Annotated in this window: 21 protein-coding genes; 19 read left to right on the top strand and 2 right to left on the bottom strand. The window is 31.2% G+C overall.

Annotated features, from left to right (window positions below):
* The 7 genes from AACQ14_RS21805 to AACQ14_RS21775 all read left to right on the top strand — a co-directional run.
* Positions 1-394 (top strand): hypothetical protein (locus AACQ14_RS21805; RefSeq protein WP_339365682.1); only part of this gene is annotated, 394 nt, incomplete at its 5' end.
* Positions 391-1359, top strand: a complete 969-nt coding sequence (locus AACQ14_RS21800) for a VWA domain-containing protein (RefSeq protein WP_339365681.1) — start codon at positions 391-393, stop codon at positions 1357-1359. The genes AACQ14_RS21805 and AACQ14_RS21800, both read left to right, overlap by 4 nt.
* A 37-nt stretch (positions 1360-1396) precedes the next feature.
* Positions 1397-2383, top strand: coding sequence for a VWA domain-containing protein (locus AACQ14_RS21795; RefSeq protein WP_339365680.1), 987 nt, complete (start codon positions 1397-1399; stop codon positions 2381-2383).
* A complete protein-coding gene (locus AACQ14_RS21790; protein ID WP_339365679.1) occupies positions 2383-3342 on the top strand; it encodes a tetratricopeptide repeat protein in 960 nt (319 codons plus the stop codon). The genes AACQ14_RS21795 and AACQ14_RS21790 overlap by 1 nt, the downstream gene beginning before the upstream one ends.
* A complete protein-coding gene (locus AACQ14_RS21785; RefSeq protein WP_339365678.1) occupies positions 3332-5023 on the top strand; it encodes a BatD family protein in 1692 nt (563 codons plus the stop codon). Before AACQ14_RS21790 ends, AACQ14_RS21785 begins: the two co-directional genes overlap by 11 nt.
* 182 nt (positions 5024-5205) lie before the next feature.
* On the top strand, positions 5206-5484 hold the full coding sequence (locus AACQ14_RS21780) for a CD3324 family protein (RefSeq protein WP_339365677.1): 279 nt from the start codon (positions 5206-5208) through the stop codon (positions 5482-5484).
* A 235-nt stretch (positions 5485-5719) separates the two neighbouring features.
* On the top strand, positions 5720-6319 hold the full coding sequence (locus AACQ14_RS21775; RefSeq protein ID WP_339365676.1) for a DUF1062 domain-containing protein: 600 nt from the start codon (positions 5720-5722) through the stop codon (positions 6317-6319).
* A 121-nt stretch (positions 6320-6440) separates the two neighbouring features.
* On the opposite strand, the gene ychF is transcribed toward AACQ14_RS21775, so the two are convergent.
* Both ychF and AACQ14_RS21765 read right to left on the bottom strand, forming a co-directional pair.
* Entirely contained in the window at positions 6441-7538 is a 1098-nt protein-coding gene (ychF, locus tag AACQ14_RS21770) for a redox-regulated ATPase YchF (protein ID WP_339365675.1), read from the bottom strand.
* 151 nt (positions 7539-7689) lie between these two features.
* Positions 7690-7863 carry a hypothetical protein gene (locus AACQ14_RS21765; protein WP_193774716.1) on the bottom strand — a complete coding sequence of 58 codons (174 nt, stop codon included), beginning with the start codon at positions 7861-7863 and terminating at the stop codon, positions 7690-7692.
* A gap of 275 nt (positions 7864-8138) precedes the next feature.
* Between AACQ14_RS21765 and lgt the strand changes: the two genes are divergently transcribed.
* The 12 genes from lgt (at position 8139) to AACQ14_RS21705 (ending at position 21979) form a co-directional block, all read left to right on the top strand.
* Positions 8139-8996 carry a prolipoprotein diacylglyceryl transferase gene (gene lgt, locus AACQ14_RS21760; protein ID WP_339365674.1) on the top strand — a complete coding sequence of 286 codons (858 nt, stop codon included), beginning with the start codon at positions 8139-8141 and terminating at the stop codon, positions 8994-8996.
* Between the two features lie 53 nt (positions 8997-9049).
* Complete coding sequence (locus AACQ14_RS21755) at positions 9050-9220, top strand: Spo0E family sporulation regulatory protein-aspartic acid phosphatase (RefSeq protein ID WP_339365673.1); 171 nt, start codon at positions 9050-9052, stop codon at positions 9218-9220.
* Positions 9221-9615: 395 nt separating this feature from the next.
* Positions 9616-10047, top strand: coding sequence for a division/cell wall cluster transcriptional repressor MraZ (gene mraZ, locus AACQ14_RS21750; protein WP_339365683.1), 432 nt, complete (start codon positions 9616-9618; stop codon positions 10045-10047).
* Between the two features lie 33 nt (positions 10048-10080).
* Positions 10081-11025: a 16S rRNA (cytosine(1402)-N(4))-methyltransferase RsmH gene (rsmH, locus tag AACQ14_RS21745; protein WP_339365672.1), complete on the top strand. Its 945-nt coding sequence runs from the start codon at positions 10081-10083 to the stop codon at positions 11023-11025.
* Complete coding sequence (locus AACQ14_RS21740) at positions 11026-11559, top strand: hypothetical protein (protein ID WP_339365671.1); 534 nt, start codon at positions 11026-11028, stop codon at positions 11557-11559.
* A 5-nt stretch (positions 11560-11564) separates the two neighbouring features.
* Complete coding sequence (locus AACQ14_RS21735) at positions 11565-13445, top strand: peptidoglycan D,D-transpeptidase FtsI family protein (protein WP_339365670.1); 1881 nt, start codon at positions 11565-11567, stop codon at positions 13443-13445.
* A 97-nt stretch (positions 13446-13542) separates the two neighbouring features.
* The gene (locus AACQ14_RS21730) at positions 13543-15468 is read left to right on the top strand and encodes a penicillin-binding transpeptidase domain-containing protein (protein ID WP_339365669.1); all 1926 of its coding nucleotides are present in this window, start codon (positions 13543-13545) and stop codon (positions 15466-15468) included.
* 87 nt (positions 15469-15555) lie between these two features.
* Positions 15556-17013, top strand: coding sequence for a UDP-N-acetylmuramoyl-L-alanyl-D-glutamate--2,6-diaminopimelate ligase (locus AACQ14_RS21725; protein WP_339365668.1), 1458 nt, complete (start codon positions 15556-15558; stop codon positions 17011-17013).
* Entirely contained in the window at positions 17014-18429 is a 1416-nt protein-coding gene (locus AACQ14_RS21720; protein WP_339365667.1) for a UDP-N-acetylmuramoyl-tripeptide--D-alanyl-D-alanine ligase, read from the top strand. It begins immediately after the preceding gene.
* Positions 18430-18473: 44 nt separating this feature from the next.
* Entirely contained in the window at positions 18474-19442 is a 969-nt protein-coding gene (gene mraY / locus AACQ14_RS21715) for a phospho-N-acetylmuramoyl-pentapeptide-transferase (RefSeq protein WP_339365666.1), read from the top strand.
* 20 nt (positions 19443-19462) lie between these two features.
* On the top strand, positions 19463-20815 hold the full coding sequence (gene murD, locus AACQ14_RS21710) for a UDP-N-acetylmuramoyl-L-alanine--D-glutamate ligase (RefSeq protein WP_339365665.1): 1353 nt from the start codon (positions 19463-19465) through the stop codon (positions 20813-20815).
* Positions 20816-20824: 9 nt separating this feature from the next.
* Positions 20825-21979, top strand: coding sequence for an FtsW/RodA/SpoVE family cell cycle protein (locus AACQ14_RS21705; protein ID WP_339365664.1), 1155 nt, complete (start codon positions 20825-20827; stop codon positions 21977-21979).
* Positions 21980-22070 lie beyond the last annotated feature (91 nt).

Below are 22070 nucleotides of genomic sequence, written 5' to 3'. Positions count from 1 at the left end.
GTCTTTCTTCTTTTTATGTATAAGCCTATGGCAATACATAAAAAGAAGAAAGACAGGTCCAGTTAGTGCTTTTATTATTTTCAAAAAAGCAACAGACGATATTTCATTAGAAGAACGTGATTGTTTTGTTACTATGACATTAAATCTTAAGAATTACCTACAGACAAAGTATTCATGTTCTATTAGAGGTAAAACATGTAATGAAATAATAGCTGAGATTTCATCAATAACTGTTTTGGAGTCTTTTGTACCACATATCAAATCTTGGCTTCAGATGTGTGATTACTATAAATTCACAGGAGTAGTAGTTACCACAGAACAAAAACAAGAATTACTTATAAGACTTGTAGAATTAGTGGAAAAAATAGAACAAGCAAAAGAGGTAGATGTATGATACGATTAGCGAATTGGTATTTCTTATTATTTATACCTTTAATTATATATATTTTCATAATCAAGAAAAACAAAAGTACATTAAAATTTTCTAGTGTTAAGCTTCTAAAAAGTTCTGGGCTGAAAAAAACTTATAAGCATAAAATCGGTAAGTACATGATATGTTTGAGTTTAATAATATTAGTTCTAGCACTTTCTAGACCCCAGTTGACCAGCCAGCCAGATACCATACAGGAAAAAGGGATAGATATTGCAATGGTATTAGACGTGTCTGGCTCAATGGAATCTGTTGACTTCAAGCCTAATCGTCTTGAGGTTGCTAAGAAAACCATTGAAGATTTTGTAGAAGAAAGACCTTCAGATAGATTAGCCTTGGTGATTTTTGCTGGAACTGCATACACCAGAATACCATTGACACTTGACCATAACATTGTAAAGCAGTCATTGGAAGAAATAACCACAGAATCAGTTAATGATAATGGTACAGCTATTGGAATGGCTATTTCTGTTGGACTTAACAGACTGAAAAAGAGTGATTCACAATCTAAGGTTATGATATTAGTTACTGATGGTGAAAATAACGCAGGAGCCATTAACCCAAATACCGCATCTGATTTGGCAGAAGAATTAGGTATTAAAATATATACTATTGGTGTAGGAACAGATGAAACCATATATCCAGTAGATTTCTTTGGACAAACTAGATATCAGCGATATGAAGGTGGACTTGATGAAGAATTGTTAAAAGGTATCGCTGAAAAAACTGGTGGCAAGTATTATAGAGCAAGAGATCCCCAGGCTATGTCTAAGATATTTTCAGATATAAATGAACTAGAGAAGACAAAATTTGATAGGGATGATTTTGTACAGTACAAAGAACTTGCTTTTGATTTAATTAAAGTAGCTCTTATTTTGCTGCTGATAGGTATTTTCCTTGACCGTTATTTTTATATTCAAATTCCATAATGTATGCAGTAACTAAGATAGAAAGAGGGTTATTTTATTGAATGGTTTAGAATTTAGATATCCTTTTAATATAATATATATCATAATTCTGATAGGATGTTTGGCTGTTTTTATACTAGGATATTATAAAAAGAAAAAAATATTGAATTTGTTGAAGTTTGATACTAAGGTGAGATTTATATCCGTCAAAATCATTTTAATGACTGTTGCTATTGGTTTGATAGTATTTTCTCTTCTTGGACCTCAGAAGCTGAAAGGGCTTACGGAAGTGAATAGAGAAGGACTTGACATATATGTTCTCATTGATACTTCCAAGAGTATGCTAGCTGAAGATATCAAGCCTAATAGGATTAGCAGAGCTAGGAAGATAGTTGAGAATATAATAGACAATCTTGAAGGAGATAGGATAGGCTTTATTCCTTTTTCATCATCAGCTTTTGTTCAAATGCCTTTGACCGATGATTATGATTTGGCTAAGATGTTTCTTAAGGTAATTGATACTGATATGATTGGTGGAGGGGGCAGTAATGTTGGTACTGCAATTAGTCTAGCGGATAAATCTTTTGACCAGACTATGGGTGCAGATAAAGTTGTAATAGTTTTGAGTGATGGAGAAGAACATGATTCCAACAGTTTGGAAGTACTTAAAAAGATCAATGATGATAACTTGAAAGTGTTTGCTATTGGTATAGGTACGGATAAAGGCGGTTTAATACCTGTATATGACCCTGCTACTAATAATGTCATAGATTATAAAAAAGACCAGAATGGGCAGCCAGTAATGTCAAAATTGAATTCGGATATATTGAAAAGCTTAGCCTCTACTGGTAATGGAGCATATTATCAATCATCGTTAACTGGTGAAGAGATTAATTCCCTTACAAATGATATTCGTCATCTAAAAAGAGATTTGATGAAAACTAGGAAACTGAAGAGATATAGATTGTTATATCAATACTTTTTAGGTGCAGGGATATTATTATTTGTTCTAGGGTATTTCATTCCAGAAAGGAGGAAGTTATAATGAAAAAGATTTCTTTTGTATCTGGATCATTAATAATAATTATGTTAGTACTTTTCTTAACAGGAGTACTTGATTTTAATAATGGTATAAAAAAATCCATAGCGAGTGGTAATAAATTATATGCTTCAGAAGACTATGACAAATCTCTAGAAGCATATCAAAAGGGACTAGAAAAGAATCCTGAAGATACCATACTTAACTATAACTCTGGACAAGCATCATATCAATTGAATGATTATGAACAGGCAATTGAACATTATGATAAAGCTTCTAACAAAGTAGATAAATATTTGAACCAAGGAAATTGTAGTTATAAGCTAGCTGATAGCAGTAATGACATGAATCAGAAAATGGAGTGCTACAATAAGGCTCTGGAAGCTTATAAAAACGGTATGGTCAATTTCCCTAGTAATGTAGAGTTGAAATATAATTATGAGCTTGTAAAAAGTAAAATAGATGAGATGAATAAAGATAATCAGAATCAGCAAGATGATAAAAATCAAGAGGATAACAAAGAAAATCAACAAGATGATAAAAAAAATAATCAAGATGGTAAAAGTGACCAGCAGGATAATCAAGACAATGAAGAAAACGGGGACAATAAGCAAGAACAACAGCAGGACAAAGATAACCAAAACCATGAATCTGGTAGCAATGATGAAAATAAAAACGAAGATGGAGAAGATGAAAGCAAGGAAGAGGAACAAGAAAGTGAGCAATCCAAGAATCAAGAAGGAAATCAAGACGAAGATAAGAAGAATCAGCAAGAACAGGGCGAAAAGTCTGATGAGGATAAAGAAGATGGTAGCAGCATGAATAAGGAAGATACCTCCGAAGGCGAACAAAATGATAAAGACATAATGCAGATACTACAGATGTTGGAAAAACAAGAAGAGAGTAGTTTGAAAAATAATCAACAAGTAAAAAACAGTGGTAAGGAGGAGAAATATGACTGGTAAAAGAATGAAAGTTAGAATTTCCTTCATATTATGTTTGATAGCTACACTTATATTACTTACAGAAGGAAGCGTTTTAGCAAAAAAAGAGGCAGAGTTTCGTCTTGATATTGACAGTCTTAATCTAGAGGAAGGGGTTAGTACTAATCTAGTTTTTTCTATAATAAATGCTAATGGATGTAAGGATCTGGTAATAGATGGACTAGATAATTTTGATGTATTATCAACAAGTCAATCCACATCTACCAGAATTATTAATGGAGATACAACTAGTCAGATTGACGTTACTTATGTGTTGATGCCAAAGAAATCTGGAGAATTCACTCTTCAAGGTAGTATCAATTATAAGGGAGATATACGTAAAACAAACACATTGAAAGTCAATGTCAGCAAAAGGAATGATGATGTTCATAATGAGGAGGTCAAAGATATATTTTTAAAAACTTTAATCTCTGATGATGAAATTTATTTTGGGCAAAAGATTGGTTTAACTTATGAACTCTATTCACGTTATAGCATTGAAAGTTATGGTTTTGCAGATCAAATAGGGTTTGATGACTTTATGGTTAATGAAGTTGCCAATGATGACCTAAAAGGTAATTATGTTTATGTTGATGGTAATAAATATGTTAAATACGAGGCTAAGAAGATGTATTTATCACCAATAAAAACAGGTAAGGTAACAATCCCTTCATATAAATTTCAAGCAAATATCGCTACATCGAATTTTTTTGATTCATCTAAACCAGTATATTTAGGAACAACTGAAAAAGAGGTGACTATTAAGCCATTACCAGAGGAAAATAAGCCTGATGATTTTTCGGGACTGGTTGGTGATTTGAAAATAGAAGCTGAGTTTAATAAAGACCAATTAGAATATGGAGATTCATTGACTCTTAATGTTACTGCTTCTGGTAATTGTAACTTAGAGATTCTGGATAAGATAATAAAAGATGAGGTACCTGGTTTTTCTGTTTATGAAACAGTAAAAGGTATGAATGAAAGTATTGAAAATAATCAATACAATGCTAAAAAACAATTTGAAGTAATATTAGTTCCTGAAAAAAATGGAGATATTAAGATTGATCCTATCTACATATCCTACTTTGATACTGTATCAGGAACTTATAAAAGAGCTGAGATACCTGGTAAGACTATTACCGTAACTGGTGAAGTTACAGAAAATAATCAGTCTAATAATCAGTCCGATAATGGAAATAAAACAGATAACAAAGAATACGCAACTTCTCAAAAGATTAAAATTAATCAAGTCAGTTATAATATGGATGATAAGGATTATCTTACACTAAAATTCAGCAAGAAAGGTTTGTTGATAGGGTTTATTATACTCATTATCTTAATATTATTAGTTACATTATTAATTGTATTAAGGGCGTATGCTAAGAAACAAGATAAAGAGCTTAATAATATGTATAAGCAATTAAAGAATAGTGATAATGAAAATGATATCTACAATATTCTTAATGACATGATAAAGCACCATTATAATATAAGCTTAAAAGCTAATTCCAAAGACTTTATAAGAAGTAGTATTCAGGAACATGAAGTTGCTGATATTGTAGTGGAAATCATTAATTACATGGAAAATAAGAAAGATAGCGCTAATAGAGATAATATATATCTAAAACAGAAAATTAAGGAGATATATAATAAGATTAAATAATAATATCTTGCAAATTTCTCATTAATTGGTTAATATGTTATTGAGAGAATTTAATTTAATCACGGGAGGTTTATATATGAGAAGATATGTTATTAATGCGTAGCAGAGGCTATTGCATTGTTAAATCATTATAGATAATAGCCTTTGCTTAATCCTAAAAATAATCTATTAGGAGGAGCAAAATGAGCTATATTAAGGCGGCAGAATTATTACCAAAGGATTTGGTAGAGTTAATTCAAAATTATATTGATGGTGAATATATTTATATACCCAAGAAGGAAAAAAATAAAAAAGCTTGGGGAGCAAGTACAACGACTAAAGCTGTTTTGGCTGATAGAAATATGAAAATATATGAAAAATATATGAACGGTTATTCAGTCAAAGAACTTGCAGATGAATTTTATTTATCACAAAAAAGTATTCAAAGAATTATTTTGAACATAAAAAAGAAATATTATTAGATACATAAGTCTGTTTCAATCCTTTTGATTCAGGCTTATTTTTATTTCTGAAAAGAACATGAGGTAGTTATTTTGTATAGATGCTAGTATAATATCCAAGAGACATATTGATTAAAGGAGGATTGTATTATGAGAAAACTTATTATTAGTGCTTAGCAAAGGCTATGCATGATAAAATAAATATTGTGAAATAGCCTTTGCGTAATCCTAGAGATAAATATATAGGAGGAGCAAAATGAGCTATTTAAAAAATATAAAGTGGGAAATAGTTCCTTTGACAATACCAGCTGTAATAAGGAACTGTCCAAAATGCGGTAATAATGCTGTTTATAGAAGTAGTGGAAAATTTCGAGTGAATGCCAATAAGAATAAGCTGGATATATGGCTTATATATCAATGTGAAAAATGTAAATCTACTTGGAATATGGGGATATATGAAAGAATAACACCTACTGATATAGATTCACAGCTATACGAATTATTTTTAAGTAATGATATTGAGCTTGCGAAAGAATATGGATTTGATATTGCTATCCATAATAAAAATAAAGTCAAGCTTGATTTTACAAATGTTGAATATGGAATTATTGGTGAAGATATAGATATAATCAAAAAAGATTTCAAAGGAAAAGACAAAATTATTCTTGATATCATATGTAAATATCCACTTGGACTAAGAGTGGATAAAGTGTTAAGTAAAAAACTTGGTATTTCTAGAGAAAAGGTAAAAAATTTATATGAGAATTCCATTCTAATGGGTGAAAATAATAAAAATTTGTTGAAACAGAAAATTAATGATAGAGTAAGAATCTTTTTTAATGGAGGAATAGAGTAGAAATATATATATGAAGATAGACGGTTTTAAGATATAGGGTGCAGTATAAATAGATATAATAATACCTCCTAATGGTGAAATAATCATCAATAGGAGGTTTTGATTTTGTACAATAATTTTATTAAACGTTAAATCTAAACAACATTACATCTCCATCTTGTACAACATATTCCTTACCTTCAACTCCAACTAATCCTTTTTCTTTAGCAGCAGTATAATTACCACATGCGATAAGGTCTTCGTACTTGACTACTTCTGCACGAATGAAGCCTTTTTCAAAATCGGTATGGATTTTACCAGCTGCACCAGGGGCTTTTGTACCTTTTGTAATAGTCCAAGCTCTTGTTTCTTTTTCTCCAGCAGTAAGGAAACTGATAAGACCAAGAAGGCTGTAGCTTGCATTTATTAATTTTTCAAGACCAGCATCTTTTATACCAAGGTCCTCTAGGAACATTGCTCTTTCATCATCATCAAGTTCAGAAATCTCTTCTTCTATCTTAGCGCATATTACAAACGCTTCAGAAGCTTCTATCTTAGCGAATTCTTTTACTGATTGTACATAAGGATTACTAGCTCCATCATCTGGAAGATCATCTTCTGTAACATTAGTCGCATAGATAACAGGTTTATATGTAAGAAGATTAAGGGATTCTACGAATTTGATATCTTCTTCAGAATTAAAATCAACGTTTCTTGCAGATTTGCCTTCTTCTAACTCTTCTTTTAATTTCTTTAAAACATCTATTTCTTTTATAAGAGATTTATCTCCTTTTAGAGATTTTGTTGTCTTAGCTATTCTTCTGTCTAATATCTCAATATCCGAGAAAATTAATTCAAGATTGATAGTTTCAATATCTCTTATAGGGTCGATAGAACCATCTACATGAACTACATTAGTATCTTCAAAACATCTCACTACATGAACTATTGCGTCTACCTCTCTTATATTGGATAAAAATTTATTACCAAGTCCTTCGCCTTTGCTAGCACCTTTTACTAGTCCGGCGATGTCAACAAACTCTATAACTGCAGGTATAGTTTTTTTAGAATCATATAATTTAGTTAATTCATCAAGTCTTGGGTCTGGGACTGTAACGATACCTATATTAGGGTCAATGGTACAGAATGGATAGTTAGCAGATTCTGCTCCAGCCTTAGTTAATGAATTGAATAACGTACTCTTACCAACGTTTGGTAATCCTACAATTCCTAATTTCATTGGTCGTCTTCCTTCCTAATTAATAATATTATTCTTTACTGCTGTTATTATAAATATTATCTAGCAGTATTGTCAACTATATATATTGAAATTAATCATCTATGCATACAAACAAAAACCTAGGTTATTAACCTAGGAATTGATATATAAGCTATTTTCTATTCATTGCAAGTCCAATTAACCAACCTTGAATAAAACAAAAGATAGCGATAATAATGGAAGTTTTTTTGATATCAAATTCCATTATGCTTTTTTCCTGAGATTGCTGTTGTACTTGTTTTTCACCTACTCTATGATGTGGTCTTCTATGATTAGGTCTATTCATTATAGTTCCTCCTTATTTCATCTAAGATATGTTTTTGTATTATAATTATATATTAGTATAACACAATATGATAAAATTAATCAATAATATATATTTAACCGCTTTATTAAGTTAATATACTACAATATCACTGATATATAGTTAATGTACAAGAGGTTTCTGTCTGTATATGTCGTATAAAAAATTGTTATGGTAAATGTGGACGAAAAGTTTGCATTTTCTAAGAATATACTATATTATATTTGTAATATGATTTTTTATGGAGGAATGAAAAAATGAATTTAGCACCAGACATAATTTTTCCAAATCTAGGTATAGAGATAAATAGTATCGACCCGGTTGCATTTAGCATATTTGGTTTAGATGTATATTGGTATGGTTTGATAATAGGATTTGGGATACTCGCAGGATTATTTGTTGCAATTCAATTAGGAAAAAGAAATGATATAGACGAAGCCTTATATCCTGATTTTTTAATTTATGCACTTATCGTTTCAGTAGTTTCAGCTAGATTGTTTTACGTTATATTTTCATGGGATGAATATAAAGATAATCTAATCAAGATATTTGCATTCAGAGAAGGCGGACTAGCTATCTATGGAGGAATCATTGGAGCAGTAATAACTCTAATCATATTTTCAAAGCGTAAAAAAGTTGATTTCTGGAATTTTGCAGATACTGCAGCTCCAGGCCTGATACTTGGACAAATTATTGGTAGATGGGGTAATTTCGTCAATATGGAAGCATTTGGCGGTTACACCGAGAATCATCTAGCTATGATGTTGAAAACTACTAAGGCTAAGTATATTCCTGCACAATTACTTGATAAAATCAAAACGGTAAACGGTGTAGAGTATATACAAGTCCAACCAACATTTTTATATGAATCACTATGGAATTTAGGTGTTTTAGTTCTATTGTTAATTTATTTCAAAAGAAGAAAATTCAACGGAGAAATATTTGCACTATATCTTTTGGGATATGGTTTAGGAAGAGTTTGGATTGAAGGTCTAAGAACAGATCAATTAATAATTGGTAGTTCGGGTATTCCAGTTTCACAATTACTTGCAGGGGTCCTTATAGTTGTGTCATTAGTGTTTATAATAATCATGAGGAGGAAGAGAACAAGATAGAAAACGAATGCTACAAATATTGAAAGAAGCTTAAAAGCTAAGGGGAATGAGAAATGCAGAATTACAATATTGAGCAGCTAAGGGAAATTCTTGACGAAATGATCGCTTGTAAAGCTGATCAGCAAGAAATTTATAGAGTTAGTGTTGAACTCGACAAACTTATTGAAAGTTATTATATTAAAGCAAATATGACAGAAAAACAGTACAGTAAAATAAATAATTGACTTTCCTTAAAATATAGATAATGGGTATTAGTACTTATGATTTAAGGGAAGTGAGAGTTAATTACTATAGGTGTACAGAAATAATTTGAATTGTAAATTTAAGTAAAAATTTGTATAAAATAAATAAAAATAATATACAAAAATTATAAAAAATAATTAAATGCATTCGTTTTAAATAGTAGTATCATTGCAAAAATAGTAATAATGTATAAAAATCTAATAAAAATTTATATAAAATAACAGATTAGATGTATTGGTCTGTTATTTTTTTTTGTCTAAATACTTGAAAAACTCTCTCATATATACTATTATATGGATATGGGTGGTAGAAAGTGGTAGTGAGTGGTAGAAAGTGGATGATGATTTAATTATCTGGGGAATTGCAGGTGAATGCTATGTTTATAGGTGAATATAAACATTCAATTGATGATAAAGGAAGATTAATAGTACCTGCAAAATTCAGGGCTCTACTAGGCGAGACTTTTTACATAACCAAAGGATTCGATAATTGTTTAATGGTATATACAGAAGAAGAGTGGAATAAATTTATTGAGAAGTTGAATAATAACCCTATGAAGAAAAAAGATGCAAGAAGAATACAAAGATTCTTTATCGCTTCTGCTAATGAATGTAATCTGGACAAGCAGGGAAGAATATTGATACCATCACACCTTAGAGAATATTCAGTGCTTGAAAAAGAAGTCATCTTAATTGGTGTTTCCAATAGGGTAGAGATTTGGTCTAAAGAGAATTGGGAAGATTATAATGCTGATGACGATATTGATATAAGCGAATTAGCAGAAGACATGGAAGACCTAGACATATAGTTTAATAGACACATATAGAAAGAAGGAGTAAAAATGGCATTTCAACATAAGTCAGTACTATTAGAAGAATGCATAGAAGGACTTAACATAAAGCCAAATGGTATTTATATTGATGGAACTCTTGGTGGAGCAGGGCATTCTTACGAAATATGTAAAAAACTTAATAAAGACGGATTGCTAATAGGTATTGACCAAGATGAAAATGCTATTGATGCAAGCACGAAAAAACTAGCAGAATATAAAGGTATTGTTAAAATTCATCGTGCTAATTTTTCAGAATTTGAATCAGTCCTTAATGAAGAAGATATCCATAAAGTAGATGGTATCTTATTGGACCTTGGTGTTTCATCACATCAGCTTGATACTGCAGAAAGAGGATTTTCATATATGAAGGATGCGCCTCTTGATATGCGTATGGATACAAGACAAGTATCTACAGCAGCTGATATTATAAATAACTATGATGAGGAAGAATTATATAAAGTAATCAGAACATATGGAGAAGAGAAATGGGCTTCTAGAATCGTCAAAAATATAGCAGCGGCTAGACAAGAGAAGCCTATAGAAACTACATTAGAGTTAGTTGACATCATTAGAAAATCAATACCTAACAAAGCTATGCAAAAAGGTGGACATCCTGCTAAGAAAACGTTTCAAGCTATTAGGATTGAATTAAATGAAGAATTAAATGTATTAAAAGATACATTGAATGATATGATAGATAGACTTAATGATGGAGGAAGATTATGCATAATAACATTTCATTCATTAGAAGATAGAATTGTTAAAAGAGCATTTAAGGATAATTTTGATCCTTGTACATGTCCTCCGGATTTTCCTATATGTGTTTGCAATAAAAAATCTCAAGGTAAGATAATAACTAGAAAACCAATTACAGCTACGGAAGAAGAGTTAAATAGCAATAGCCGCTCTAAAAGTGCTAAGCTTAGAATTTTTGAGAAAGTTGAGGTGAAGTAGATGAGCAGAAAACAACATTATAATACTGATAATCAATTCTATGTGATAGGGAATAATGCAGCCAAATTAGAAAGAGATTACAATACTTATAACAGAGATTCAATTAATGAAAATAATTTGAATAAAGTTAAAAGAAATAAGGCGGAGAGAAGAGTTGTTAAGAGATACAAATATAAGTTGAAATTTTCACTTATATTATGTCTTACCATGGTTATGTGCTTAATCATGATAAAAACACAATTTACAGTATCAGATAGATTCGATAATATTGCAGCGCTAGAAAATAGACTCAACAATCTCAAGAAGAACAATAAATTAATTGAAGAAAGTATCAATACTAATATTGACCTCAATAAAATATATGAAGTAGCAACAACTAAGCTTGGCATGGTAGTACCTAGTAAAAATCAAATAAATAGATTAGATGTGGCACAGAATAGTTATACAGAACAATTGACTGATATAACACAACCAACCCAACAGAATAATAATTTTAACAATATCGTAAGTTTTATTCTAACAAAGGGAAGGTGATTTCATTGAATAGCACGAAAGATTATACATACAAAGCGAAAAGGAATCTTGTTTTCCTTTTCTTTATTTTTATTACATGTATTCTTTTATTATGTTTTCGAGTATATTCCATAGTTAATGCAGAAAGCTTGAACTATAAGAAACGTGTATTGTCTCAACAAGTTAACAATAGTGTTAGATATAATAACTTGCTAGAACCTAAGAGAGGGACAATATATGATAGAAATGGCAGGGTTTTTGCAGAGAGTAAAAAAGTATATGATTTGATTTTTGACCCGGGAGTATTAGCTAAGTGTGATGAAGAAGATATAAATGAGACTATTAATTTTTTAGTTAATACTTATGAATTTAAAGAGTCTGATCTAAAGGATTTATTAAAAAATAGAGCTTTCAGTAATTATGAGGTTTTAGCCTCTAATCTTAACTATAGTGAAATTGAAAATGAATTTGAAGATATTAGAAAAAGAAAGTATAAAGGACTTCATCTAAAAGAAGTTTATAAGAGATTATATCCTAACAATAATATGTTATGTGATGTATTAGGTTTTGTGGATAAGGGTAATCAAGGTAGATGGGGTGTTGAAGAAACTTATGGGAAATATCTGAGAGGAGAAGAAGGTAGAGAATTTGGTGTTATCAATGATGGTAATTATATAGAAAATAAGTACATAGAACCTAAAAACGGCAATGATGTAGTGCTTACCATAGATCAAACTATTCAATATTATGTAGAAGAAGCTATAAAGGCTAATTTAGAGAGTAATCCTAAGAATGTATATGTAGTTGCTACTAATCCTCAAAATGGGGAAGTGCTTGCTATGGCCAGCTATCCTGATTATAACTTGAATGAACCTTATGATCTGACTGCATACTTTACGGAAGAAGAAATTAAAAATATGCCCCTAGAAAATAAATCTAATTTTCTTAATGGATTATGGCGTAATTTTAATATTAGTGATACTTATGAACCAGGTTCAACTTTCAAACCATTTGTAGCAGCAGCTGCTATTGAGGAAAAGAAAGTAACATTGACTGAAACGTATTATTGCGGAGGGAGCAAAAGGCTTTACGGCAGTAATATTTCATGTTGGAAATCCAGTGGACATGGTGACTTGACAGTAATAGGAGCGTTAGAAAATTCATGTAATGTTGCATTTATGGATATAGGTGCAAAAGTAGGAAAAGAAATCTTTTATGATTATCAACAGCTGTTTGGATTTGGAACAAAGACTAATATTGATTTAATAGGTGAGGGAGATTCAAAATATTATGGAATAGAAGGATTAGGACCAGTAGAACTTGCTACTTGTTCTTTTGGACAAGGTTTTACTATAACTCCCCTTCAATTAATAACATCTTTTGGTTCATTGATTAATGGTGGATATTTATATGAACCACATATAATGAAAAAGATTGTTAATGAAAATGGTAATGTTGTAAAAGCGAATGATGCCAAGCAAGTAAGACAAGTCATATCTTCAAAAACAGCTCAGACCATAAAAGAAGCTTTACATTCTGTTGTTGAGAATGGTACAGGTAAGAGAGTTGCTATTGAGGGGTATGATATTGGAGGTAAAACAGGTACAGCAGAGAAATTACCTAGAACAGCAGAAAAATATATGGTTTCATTTCTAGGATTTGCACCAGTAGATAATCCAAAGATAGCATTATTGGTAATTGTAGATGAACCTGAATCGCCAAAACCAACAAGTATTTTTGCACAGAACATTTTTAAGAGCATAATGGAAAAGACACTTCCGTATATGAACATTTATCCTCGTATAGAAGGTGAGGAACAAGGGAATAGTACAGTAGATAAACCAAAAGTCAATACTGACACAACTACTGATAAAACGACTGAAGAAAATATTGAACCTGAGATATAAAAATCGGCTTATATTAATTATTAAGTTTCCTTTAAATTTAGCATAACATTTTTGAAAACTCATAGAATTATATAAAAGTTAATGTTATGGTGAAATAATGTTAAGAACAAAAACACATAATAGAAAAAGAACGTTTTTTATATGTTCCGTCTATGTTTTACTACTTTTCATATTATGTTTTCGTGTAGGTTATATAATGATTTGCAGGGCTGATTTTTTACAGGAAAAAGCAGAAGAACTTCATAATAGAGAACGAGTTATAAAAGCTGAACGTGGTAGCATACTTGATAGAAATGGTATACCTATTGCAGTAAATAAATCTGTCACATGTGTTTCTGTTATACATAACCAGATTACTGATAAAGAAAAAGTTATAGAAGTTCTATGTGACAAATTAGAAATGGATTATGATTTAGTTAAGAAAAAAGTTGAAAATAAAGTAGCTCTAGAAAGAATTAAGATGAACGTAGAAAAAGAGGTTGCAGATGAGATAAGAGAGTATGACTTGGATGGAATAATCATTGATGAAGATTACAAAAGAATCTACCCATTTTCAACTCTAGGTTCTCATGTAATAGGTTTTGTTGGAAAGGATAATCAAGGGATTATTGGTCTTGAAGTAAAATATGATAAATACTTAAAAGGCGAAGTAGGTATGATATTAACTAGGACCAATGCAAAAGGTATTGAAATTGAAAACTTGGCAGAAAGTAGAAAAGACCCAGTAGCAGGTTATCATTTGGTTACAAGTATGGATGTTAACATTCAAAAATATGCAGAACAAGCACTTGAAAAAGTTCTTATATCCAAAAATGCTAATAGAGGGTCTATCATAGTAATGAATCCTCAAAATGGTGAAATATATGCTATGGCCAATAAACCAGACTTTGATCTTAATGAACCTTTCGATCTTGGGGATTTACAAATAGAATCAAGTGAAGAACAACAGAAAATACTCAATCAAATATGGCGAAATTATTGTATTAATGATACTTATGAACCAGGCTCGACTTTTAAGGTGGTAACTGCTTCAGCAGGGTTAGAAGAAAAAGCAGTTAAACTTGACGATACTTTTTTCTGCCCTGGGTATAGTATTGTCGCTGATAGACGAATAAGATGTCATAAGGCAGGAGGACATGGTTCAGAGACTTTTGTTCAAGGTGTTCAGAATTCCTGTAACCCGGTTTTCATGGCAGTAGCTGAAAGACTGGGAGTAGAGAGATTCCTTAAGTATTTTGATAAATTTGGTTTATTGACTAAGACAGGAATTGATTTACCAGGTGAAGCAGTAAGTATAATGCATAAAAAGGCTAATATTGGACCTGTAGAGCTTGCTACCATGTCATTTGGTCAATCTTTTCAGATAACGCCATTACAGCTGATTAGAGCAGGTTCAGCAGTAGTTAATGGAGGAAAACTCATAACTCCTCATTTTGGTGTAGAGATTCTTAATCAAGATGGAGTACCTATTGAAACCTTGAAATATGACAATTCAAAAACAGCTATCAGTAAGGAAACATCAGATACTATGGCTAATCTATTAGAAAGTGTTGTTTCAGAAGGTACAGGTAGAAGATGTTATGTTCCAGGTTACAAAGTAGGAGGTAAAACAGCTACTTCAGAAAAACTTCCTAGAAGCAGTAACAAATATATATCATCTTTCTTAGGATTCGCACCTGCAGATAATCCTCAAGTTATTGCTCTTGTATTAGTTGATGAACCAGAAGGAATATATTATGGGGGTACTGTTGCAGCCCCTGTAATTAGAGAATTATATGAAAATATTTTACCATATATGGGCATTAATCCCAAATATGTCCAGAGAGATTTTGATGAATTCAAAGTTGGAGAGATTACTATACCTGATTTATTAGGGGTAAATATAGATGAAGCAAAAAAAATACTAAAAGATATAGAATTAGAGATAGTAAATATTGGTAATGGTGAAACTATAACAGAGCAGTTTCCGCTGCCAAATGATAAAGTTAATAGAGACAGTAAATTAATACTCTTTGCAGATTAAAAAAATTATGGTAATATTAATGGTAAATTATAGTTTTGGGAATTACATAATAGTATTATATAATTCTCTCAGTTTGGAGGAGATAGATTGAAATTACAAGGACTGTTAAAGAATATAGATTATAAAGTGTTACAAGGAAATGAAGATATTAATATATCAAATATACAATACGATTCCAGAAAAGTAACTGATGCTAGTCTTTTTGTTTGTATAAAAGGTTTTAAGGTAGATGGACATAATTATGCAAAAAGTGCAGTATCAAAAGGTGCAAAAGCTATTTTGGTGGAAGATGATATTGATGGAATTGATAAAGATGTAGCAATACTTAAAGTAGAGGATACAAGAAAAGCTATAGCATATATTGCTGAAAGATATTATAATCACCCATCCAATAAGTTTAGGTTGATTGGTGTTACTGGAACTAATGGAAAAACATCAATAACTTATCTGACAAAGAGTATTATTGAGGAATTCAATAAAAAAACTGGAATTATTGGTACAATTGAGAATAGAATAGGAGATAAAGTGCTAAAGGCTAGCAGGACTACACCTGAATCACTTGATCTACAAGAATTATTCTATAATATGGTTCAGGAAAATGTTAATGCTGTAGTAATGGAAGTATCATCTCATTCACTTGCTCTTCACCGAGTAGACGCGTGCAAATTTGACGTAGGTATATACACCAATCTTACTTTAGATCACCTAGATTTTCATAAGACAATGGAAAATTACAGAGATGCCAAACTGAAATTATTCAAGATGTGTGATATTGGAGTAATAAATATAGATGACAAGTATGGACTATACATGATAGAAAATGGCACATGCAAAAGATATTTAACTTATGGTATTGAAAATGATAAAGCAGACTTGAATGCTACTGAATTGAGTATTGACCTAAGTGGAGTTACGTTCAATGTGGTTTATGAAGGAAATTCATATAATATAACTCTCAATACACCTGGAAAATTTAGCGTATATAATGCATTAGCATCTATGGGAGCTTGTTTAGCTCTAGGTGTACCTATGGATGTAGTTATAAATGGACTTAAAAAGAATAAAGGAATCAGAGGTAGATTTCAGTCTTTTACAAGCAGTAAAGGTTATACAGTAATTGTTGATTATGCTCATGCACCTGATGGATTACTTAATGTATTACAATCCATGAAAGAATTTGCAAAAGCTAGAATTATTACTGTATTCGGCTGTGGTGGAGATAGAGATACCAGCAAACGGCCTGTAATGGGTGAAATTGCAGGTAATAATTCCGATTATTGTGTAATAACTTCTGATAATCCAAGAACTGAAGATCCAATTTCTATTATTGATGAAGTTGAATTAGGTATTAAAAAGACTGATTGTGAATATGTTAAAGTAGCTGACAGATTAAATGGTATACACACAGCTCTTTCTATGGCAAAAGAAGGGGATTTAATCCTTATAGCAGGCAAAGGTCATGAAGATTACCAAATACTTCATGATAAAGTGATTCATTTTGATGATGCTGAAATAGTATTGAATTATTTTATGACAGAAGAATAATTGCCTAAGAAAGGAAATGATTTATTAATGAAGCAAGTAGATATAGAGACAATTGCTGAAGTAGTAAAAGGGAGTATTATAAATAAAGAAGTGTTGAAGCTAGATATTGAATATAATAATGTATCGATTGATTCAAGAACCATACAAAAAAACGATATATTTATACCTATAAAGGGGGATAACTTTGACGGTCATGATTTTATATTAGCAGCATATGAAGAAGGCGCTATAGTTTGTTTTACGGAAGATAAAGCAAAGATTCCTTCTGATCGCTTAGGGTTATTGGTAAATGATACTGGGCAAGCTCTAAAAGACTTTGCCAAGTATTACCTTTCTATGTTTAAAATACCTGTTATAGCTGTAACAGGCAGTGTTGGAAAAACCAGTTGTAAAGAAATGATAGGGTCTGTTTTAAGTGCTAAGTATCTTGTTCATAAGACTAGTGGAAATTTTAACAATGAGATAGGTCTTCCTCTGACTATTTTCAAGTTAGAAGAAAAACATCAGGTGGTTATTCTTGAAATGGGTATGAACCATTATGGTGAACTTCATAGACTTAGTGAGATTGCTAATCCTGATATAGCTGTAATTACAAACATTGGTGAAGCGCATATTGAATACTTTGGTACGAAAGACAACATTTTGAAAGCTAAGAGTGAAATACTTGATTTCCTTAAGGAAGATGGTCTAGTAATATTAAATGGTGATGATGCTTATCTAAGAAAACTTAGGGATAGAATATCATTTAAGACACTTACTTTTGGTTTTGATGATAGTAATGATTTTTATATTGATAAGTATAAAATATTAGGTTGGGATGGATTGGAAGGTACAGTAAAAGGAGATAACAGAGAGTTTGATATCAAAATAAATACACTTGGTAAACATATGTTATATAATATATTGCCAGGGATTATAATTGGGAATCATCTTAATATGACTGTTACTGAAATTGAACAAGGTGCCTGCAATTATAAACCTTATAAAATGCGAATGGATAAAATTATACTTGATAATGATATAGTAGTAATTAATGATGCTTATAATGCTAGTGTTGACTCTATGAAATCAGCTCTTGAGACATTGACTAACTTAGATACTAATGGTAGAAAAGTGGCTATTCTAGGTGATATGTATGAGATGGGAGAAAGGTCTAGGGACGCTCACAGCAAAATAGGAGAAGAAGCAGCCAAAAAAAATATTGATCTGCTTATATGTGTAGGTAAAGATGCCAAATATATTTTTGATGGTGCTGCTAATCATGGAATGGATAAAGATAAAATATTATATTATGAAACAAAAGATAATCTAATAGGTGGTATTGATAATTTAGTTAACAACAAAGATACAATTATAATAAAAGCATCTAGAGGAATGCATCTTGAAATGATAGTTGAAAAGTTAAAATCATTATAAATAAAAGTTAAAACGAAAGTTGAGAAATTAAAGAGGTGGAACTTATGACAAATACATCCTATATAATACCAGTACTGATTTCATTTTTTATTAGTGTGGTGCTGTGTCCAATTGTTATCCCATTTTTGGCTAGACTGAAATTCGGTCAATTCGTTAGGGATGATGGACCTAGATCACATTTAAAGAAAGCGGGAACACCTACTATGGGTGGTGTAGTTATACTAGCAGGCATACTTTTGACATCTTTGATTTATGTTGGAAGCAATCCTGATATTATACCTATACTATTCATAACAGTAAGTTTTGGTATTATAGGATTTCTAGATGATTTTATTAAAGTAGTTATGAAACGTTCTCTAGGATTAAAAGCGTATCAAAAAATTATAGCTCAGTTAATAATTACTGGATTATACTGCTATTACATGTTTAATGTAGCTTCACTAGGTACAGAGATTTATGTTCCTTTTACAGGAGGGTTGGCAATTGACCTTGGATGGGCTTATATACCATTAATATTTATTATTATGATTGGTACAGTAAATAGCGTTAATCTGACAGATGGATTAGACGGTTTAGCTTCTGGTGTAACGGTATTGGTTGCTACATTTTTTACAGTAGTGAGCATCGGAATAAAAAGCGAGATTACACCTATTACATGTGCTGCTGTAGGTAGTTTGCTAGGATTCTTATTATTCAATACTTACCCTGCTAAAGTATTCATGGGAGATACAGGTTCTCTGGCATTGGGTGGTTTTGTTGCTGCTACAGCCATATACTTGAAAATGCCTATATTTTTACTTATAGTTGGATTAATATATGTTGTTGAAGCTTTATCAGTTATGATTCAAGTATTTTATTTTAAACTTACTAAAAAAAGATTCTTTAAAATGGCGCCTATACATCATCATTTTGAATTATCTGGATGGAATGAGACAAAAGTTGTTGTGGTTTTTTGTATAATTACAGCAATTTTAAGTCTAATAGGATTATTAGCTTTTAATGGATTTTTTTAGGATAAAGGAGTGCTGCTAGAATGGAATTAAAGGATAAGAACATACTCGTTATTGGAATGGCATTAAGTGGTATAAGTGCAGCTAAACTATGCTTAGAAAAGAAAGCTAATGTCACAGTATATGATGGAAAAAGCAAGAAACAATTGGTAGACAGTATCAAATTATTTGATGGAAAAGAACCAAGATTTGTTTTTGGAGAATTTGATTACAGCATTTTAGATAATATCTGGCTGGTAATCGTAAGTCCTGGTGTGCCTCTTGATCTTCCTTTTATGAAGAAGATTTTTGAACTAGGTATACCTGTTTGGAGCGAAATAGAATTATCTTATAGATTTTGTGATGCTCCTATTGCAGCTATTACTGGAACTAATGGAAAAACAACTACAACAACTCTTGTTAGTGAAATAATGGAAACTTATTATAATAATACTTTTGTTGTTGGTAATATTGGTATTCCTTTTTCACAGATAATTAATAAAACGGACAAAGATTCAAAAATAGTAGCTGAGATAAGTAGTTTTCAGCTTGAGACAATACATGATTTTGCTCCAAGAGTCAGTGCAATATTAAATATAACTCCAGATCATCTTAATAGACATAAAACATATGATAATTATATTAATGCAAAACTTAGAATCTCTGAAAATCAATCAAAAGACGATTACTGCATTATTAATTATGATAATGAAATATGTAGAGGGTTGGCTGATAGAATCCCATGTAATGTCATATATTTTAGCAAATCTCCAATAGATGCTAAGGGAGTTTACCTAAAAGATGGTTATGTATGTACTAATGTTCATGGAGCAGAAGAAAGAGTAATAGATATAAATAAACTAGGTGAACACAATGTTGAAAACATTATGGCAGGGATAGCGATTACAACATGTATGCAGGTTCCTATTAATGTGATTAGTAAAGTAATAGAGAATTTTAGAGGAGTTGCCCATAGAGTTGAATATGTAGCCACTGTTAAAGGAGCTAAGTATTTCAATGATTCAAAGGCAACTAATGAAGATGCTGCTATTAATGGAATAAAATCAATGAAAAGTAATACAATTTTAATTGGCGGCGGTATGGATAAAGGTGGAAGTTACGATAGCTGGATACAAGCATTCAATAATAAAGTAAAAGGTTTAATTCTATTTGGTGAAACAGCATATAAAATTGAGGATGCTGCTAGAGCTAATGGATTTGAATCAATATATCAAGTAGATAACCTGAAAGAAGCAGTAGATAAGGCATATTCTCTAGCTGAAAGTGGAGACAATGTTTTGTTATCACCTGCATGTGCAAGCTGGGATATGTTTAAAAACTTTGAAGAAAGAGGTAATTTATTCAAGCAATATGTAAGTGAATTAGATAAGCAATAGGGAGGGGTTATGTTGCATGAAAAAACAATCAAGAGACATCGTAAGAAGCGGTCACTTTTAAAGAAGAAAAAAAATCAAACAGATTTTACTCTTGTTGCAATAGTGGTTATTCTTATTGTTTTTGGAATCATTATGATATATAGTTCTAGTTATTATTATAGTATTGATATGTACAATGATAGTACTCATTACCTTAAGAAGCAAATTGTATGGGGTGTTCTAGGAATAGTTGTAATGATGGTTGTCTCAAGAATAGACTTTCATATTTTTAATAGATTTGCTCTGTTACTTTACATAATGTCTTTAGGTTTTTTGGTTTTGGTATTACTTGTTGGTAAAGAAATCAAAGGGGCTAAGAGATGGTTAGTTATTGGACCTGTCAATTTCCAACCTTCTGAGTTTGCCAAGTTGATGATTATTATTGTTATTGCTTATGTTGCATCAAAAATGGTTAGTCACTTAGATAAATATAGATTAATGATGTTAATATTATTTATTATAGGAATTCCAACAGCGTTAGTTGGTGCAACTAACATGAGTACGGCTATTGTAGTTTTTGCAATAGGTGTGGCTATTTTATTTGTAGCAGTACCAAAAGTCTACAAACTGATGTTGATAACTGCTCTGCCTGGGGCTGTCGGTGGTGTGCTTGGAATATTGTTGGCTGGTTATAGAGCAGATAGGGTTAAGATATGGCTTGAAGGACCATGGACAGATCCACTTGGAAAAGGATATCAGACTATTCAATCCCTATATGCTATAGGTACAGGTGGTTTATTTGGTACGGGTCTAGGCCAAAGCATGCAAAAAAGAGGTTTCATTCCTGAGGCACATAATGACATCATATTTTCAATAGTATGCGAAGAATTAGGGTTATTCGGAGCTTTGGCGCTTATCATTTTGTTTATCTTACTTATATGGAGATGTATGGTAATAGCTAGTAACTGTTCTGATCTTAATAGTTTGCTTATTGTTGTTGGTGTTATGGCACAGATTGGATTACAAGTAATAATTAATATCGCAGTAGTTACTAATTCAATACCTGCAACAGGTATGCCGCTACCATTTATAAGTTATGGAGGTTCTTCATTACTATTTCTTATGGTTGAGATAGGAATGGTGCTTGGTATAGCTAGAAGATCAAAGATTAGTAAAGCGGGATAGAATACATAAAATAACCCGCACGTTACAATAATTAATCATTTATTATTATAATAATTTTATGTTGCTGTAATTGATTAAGGGATAAGTTATA

The organism is Vallitalea maricola (assembly GCF_036985595.1).
Taxonomy (GTDB): domain Bacteria; phylum Bacillota; class Clostridia; order Lachnospirales; family Vallitaleaceae; genus Vallitalea; species Vallitalea maricola.
The sequence above is the reverse complement of the archived record's forward strand: the minus strand, read 5'-3'. Positions and strand labels throughout refer to the sequence as shown.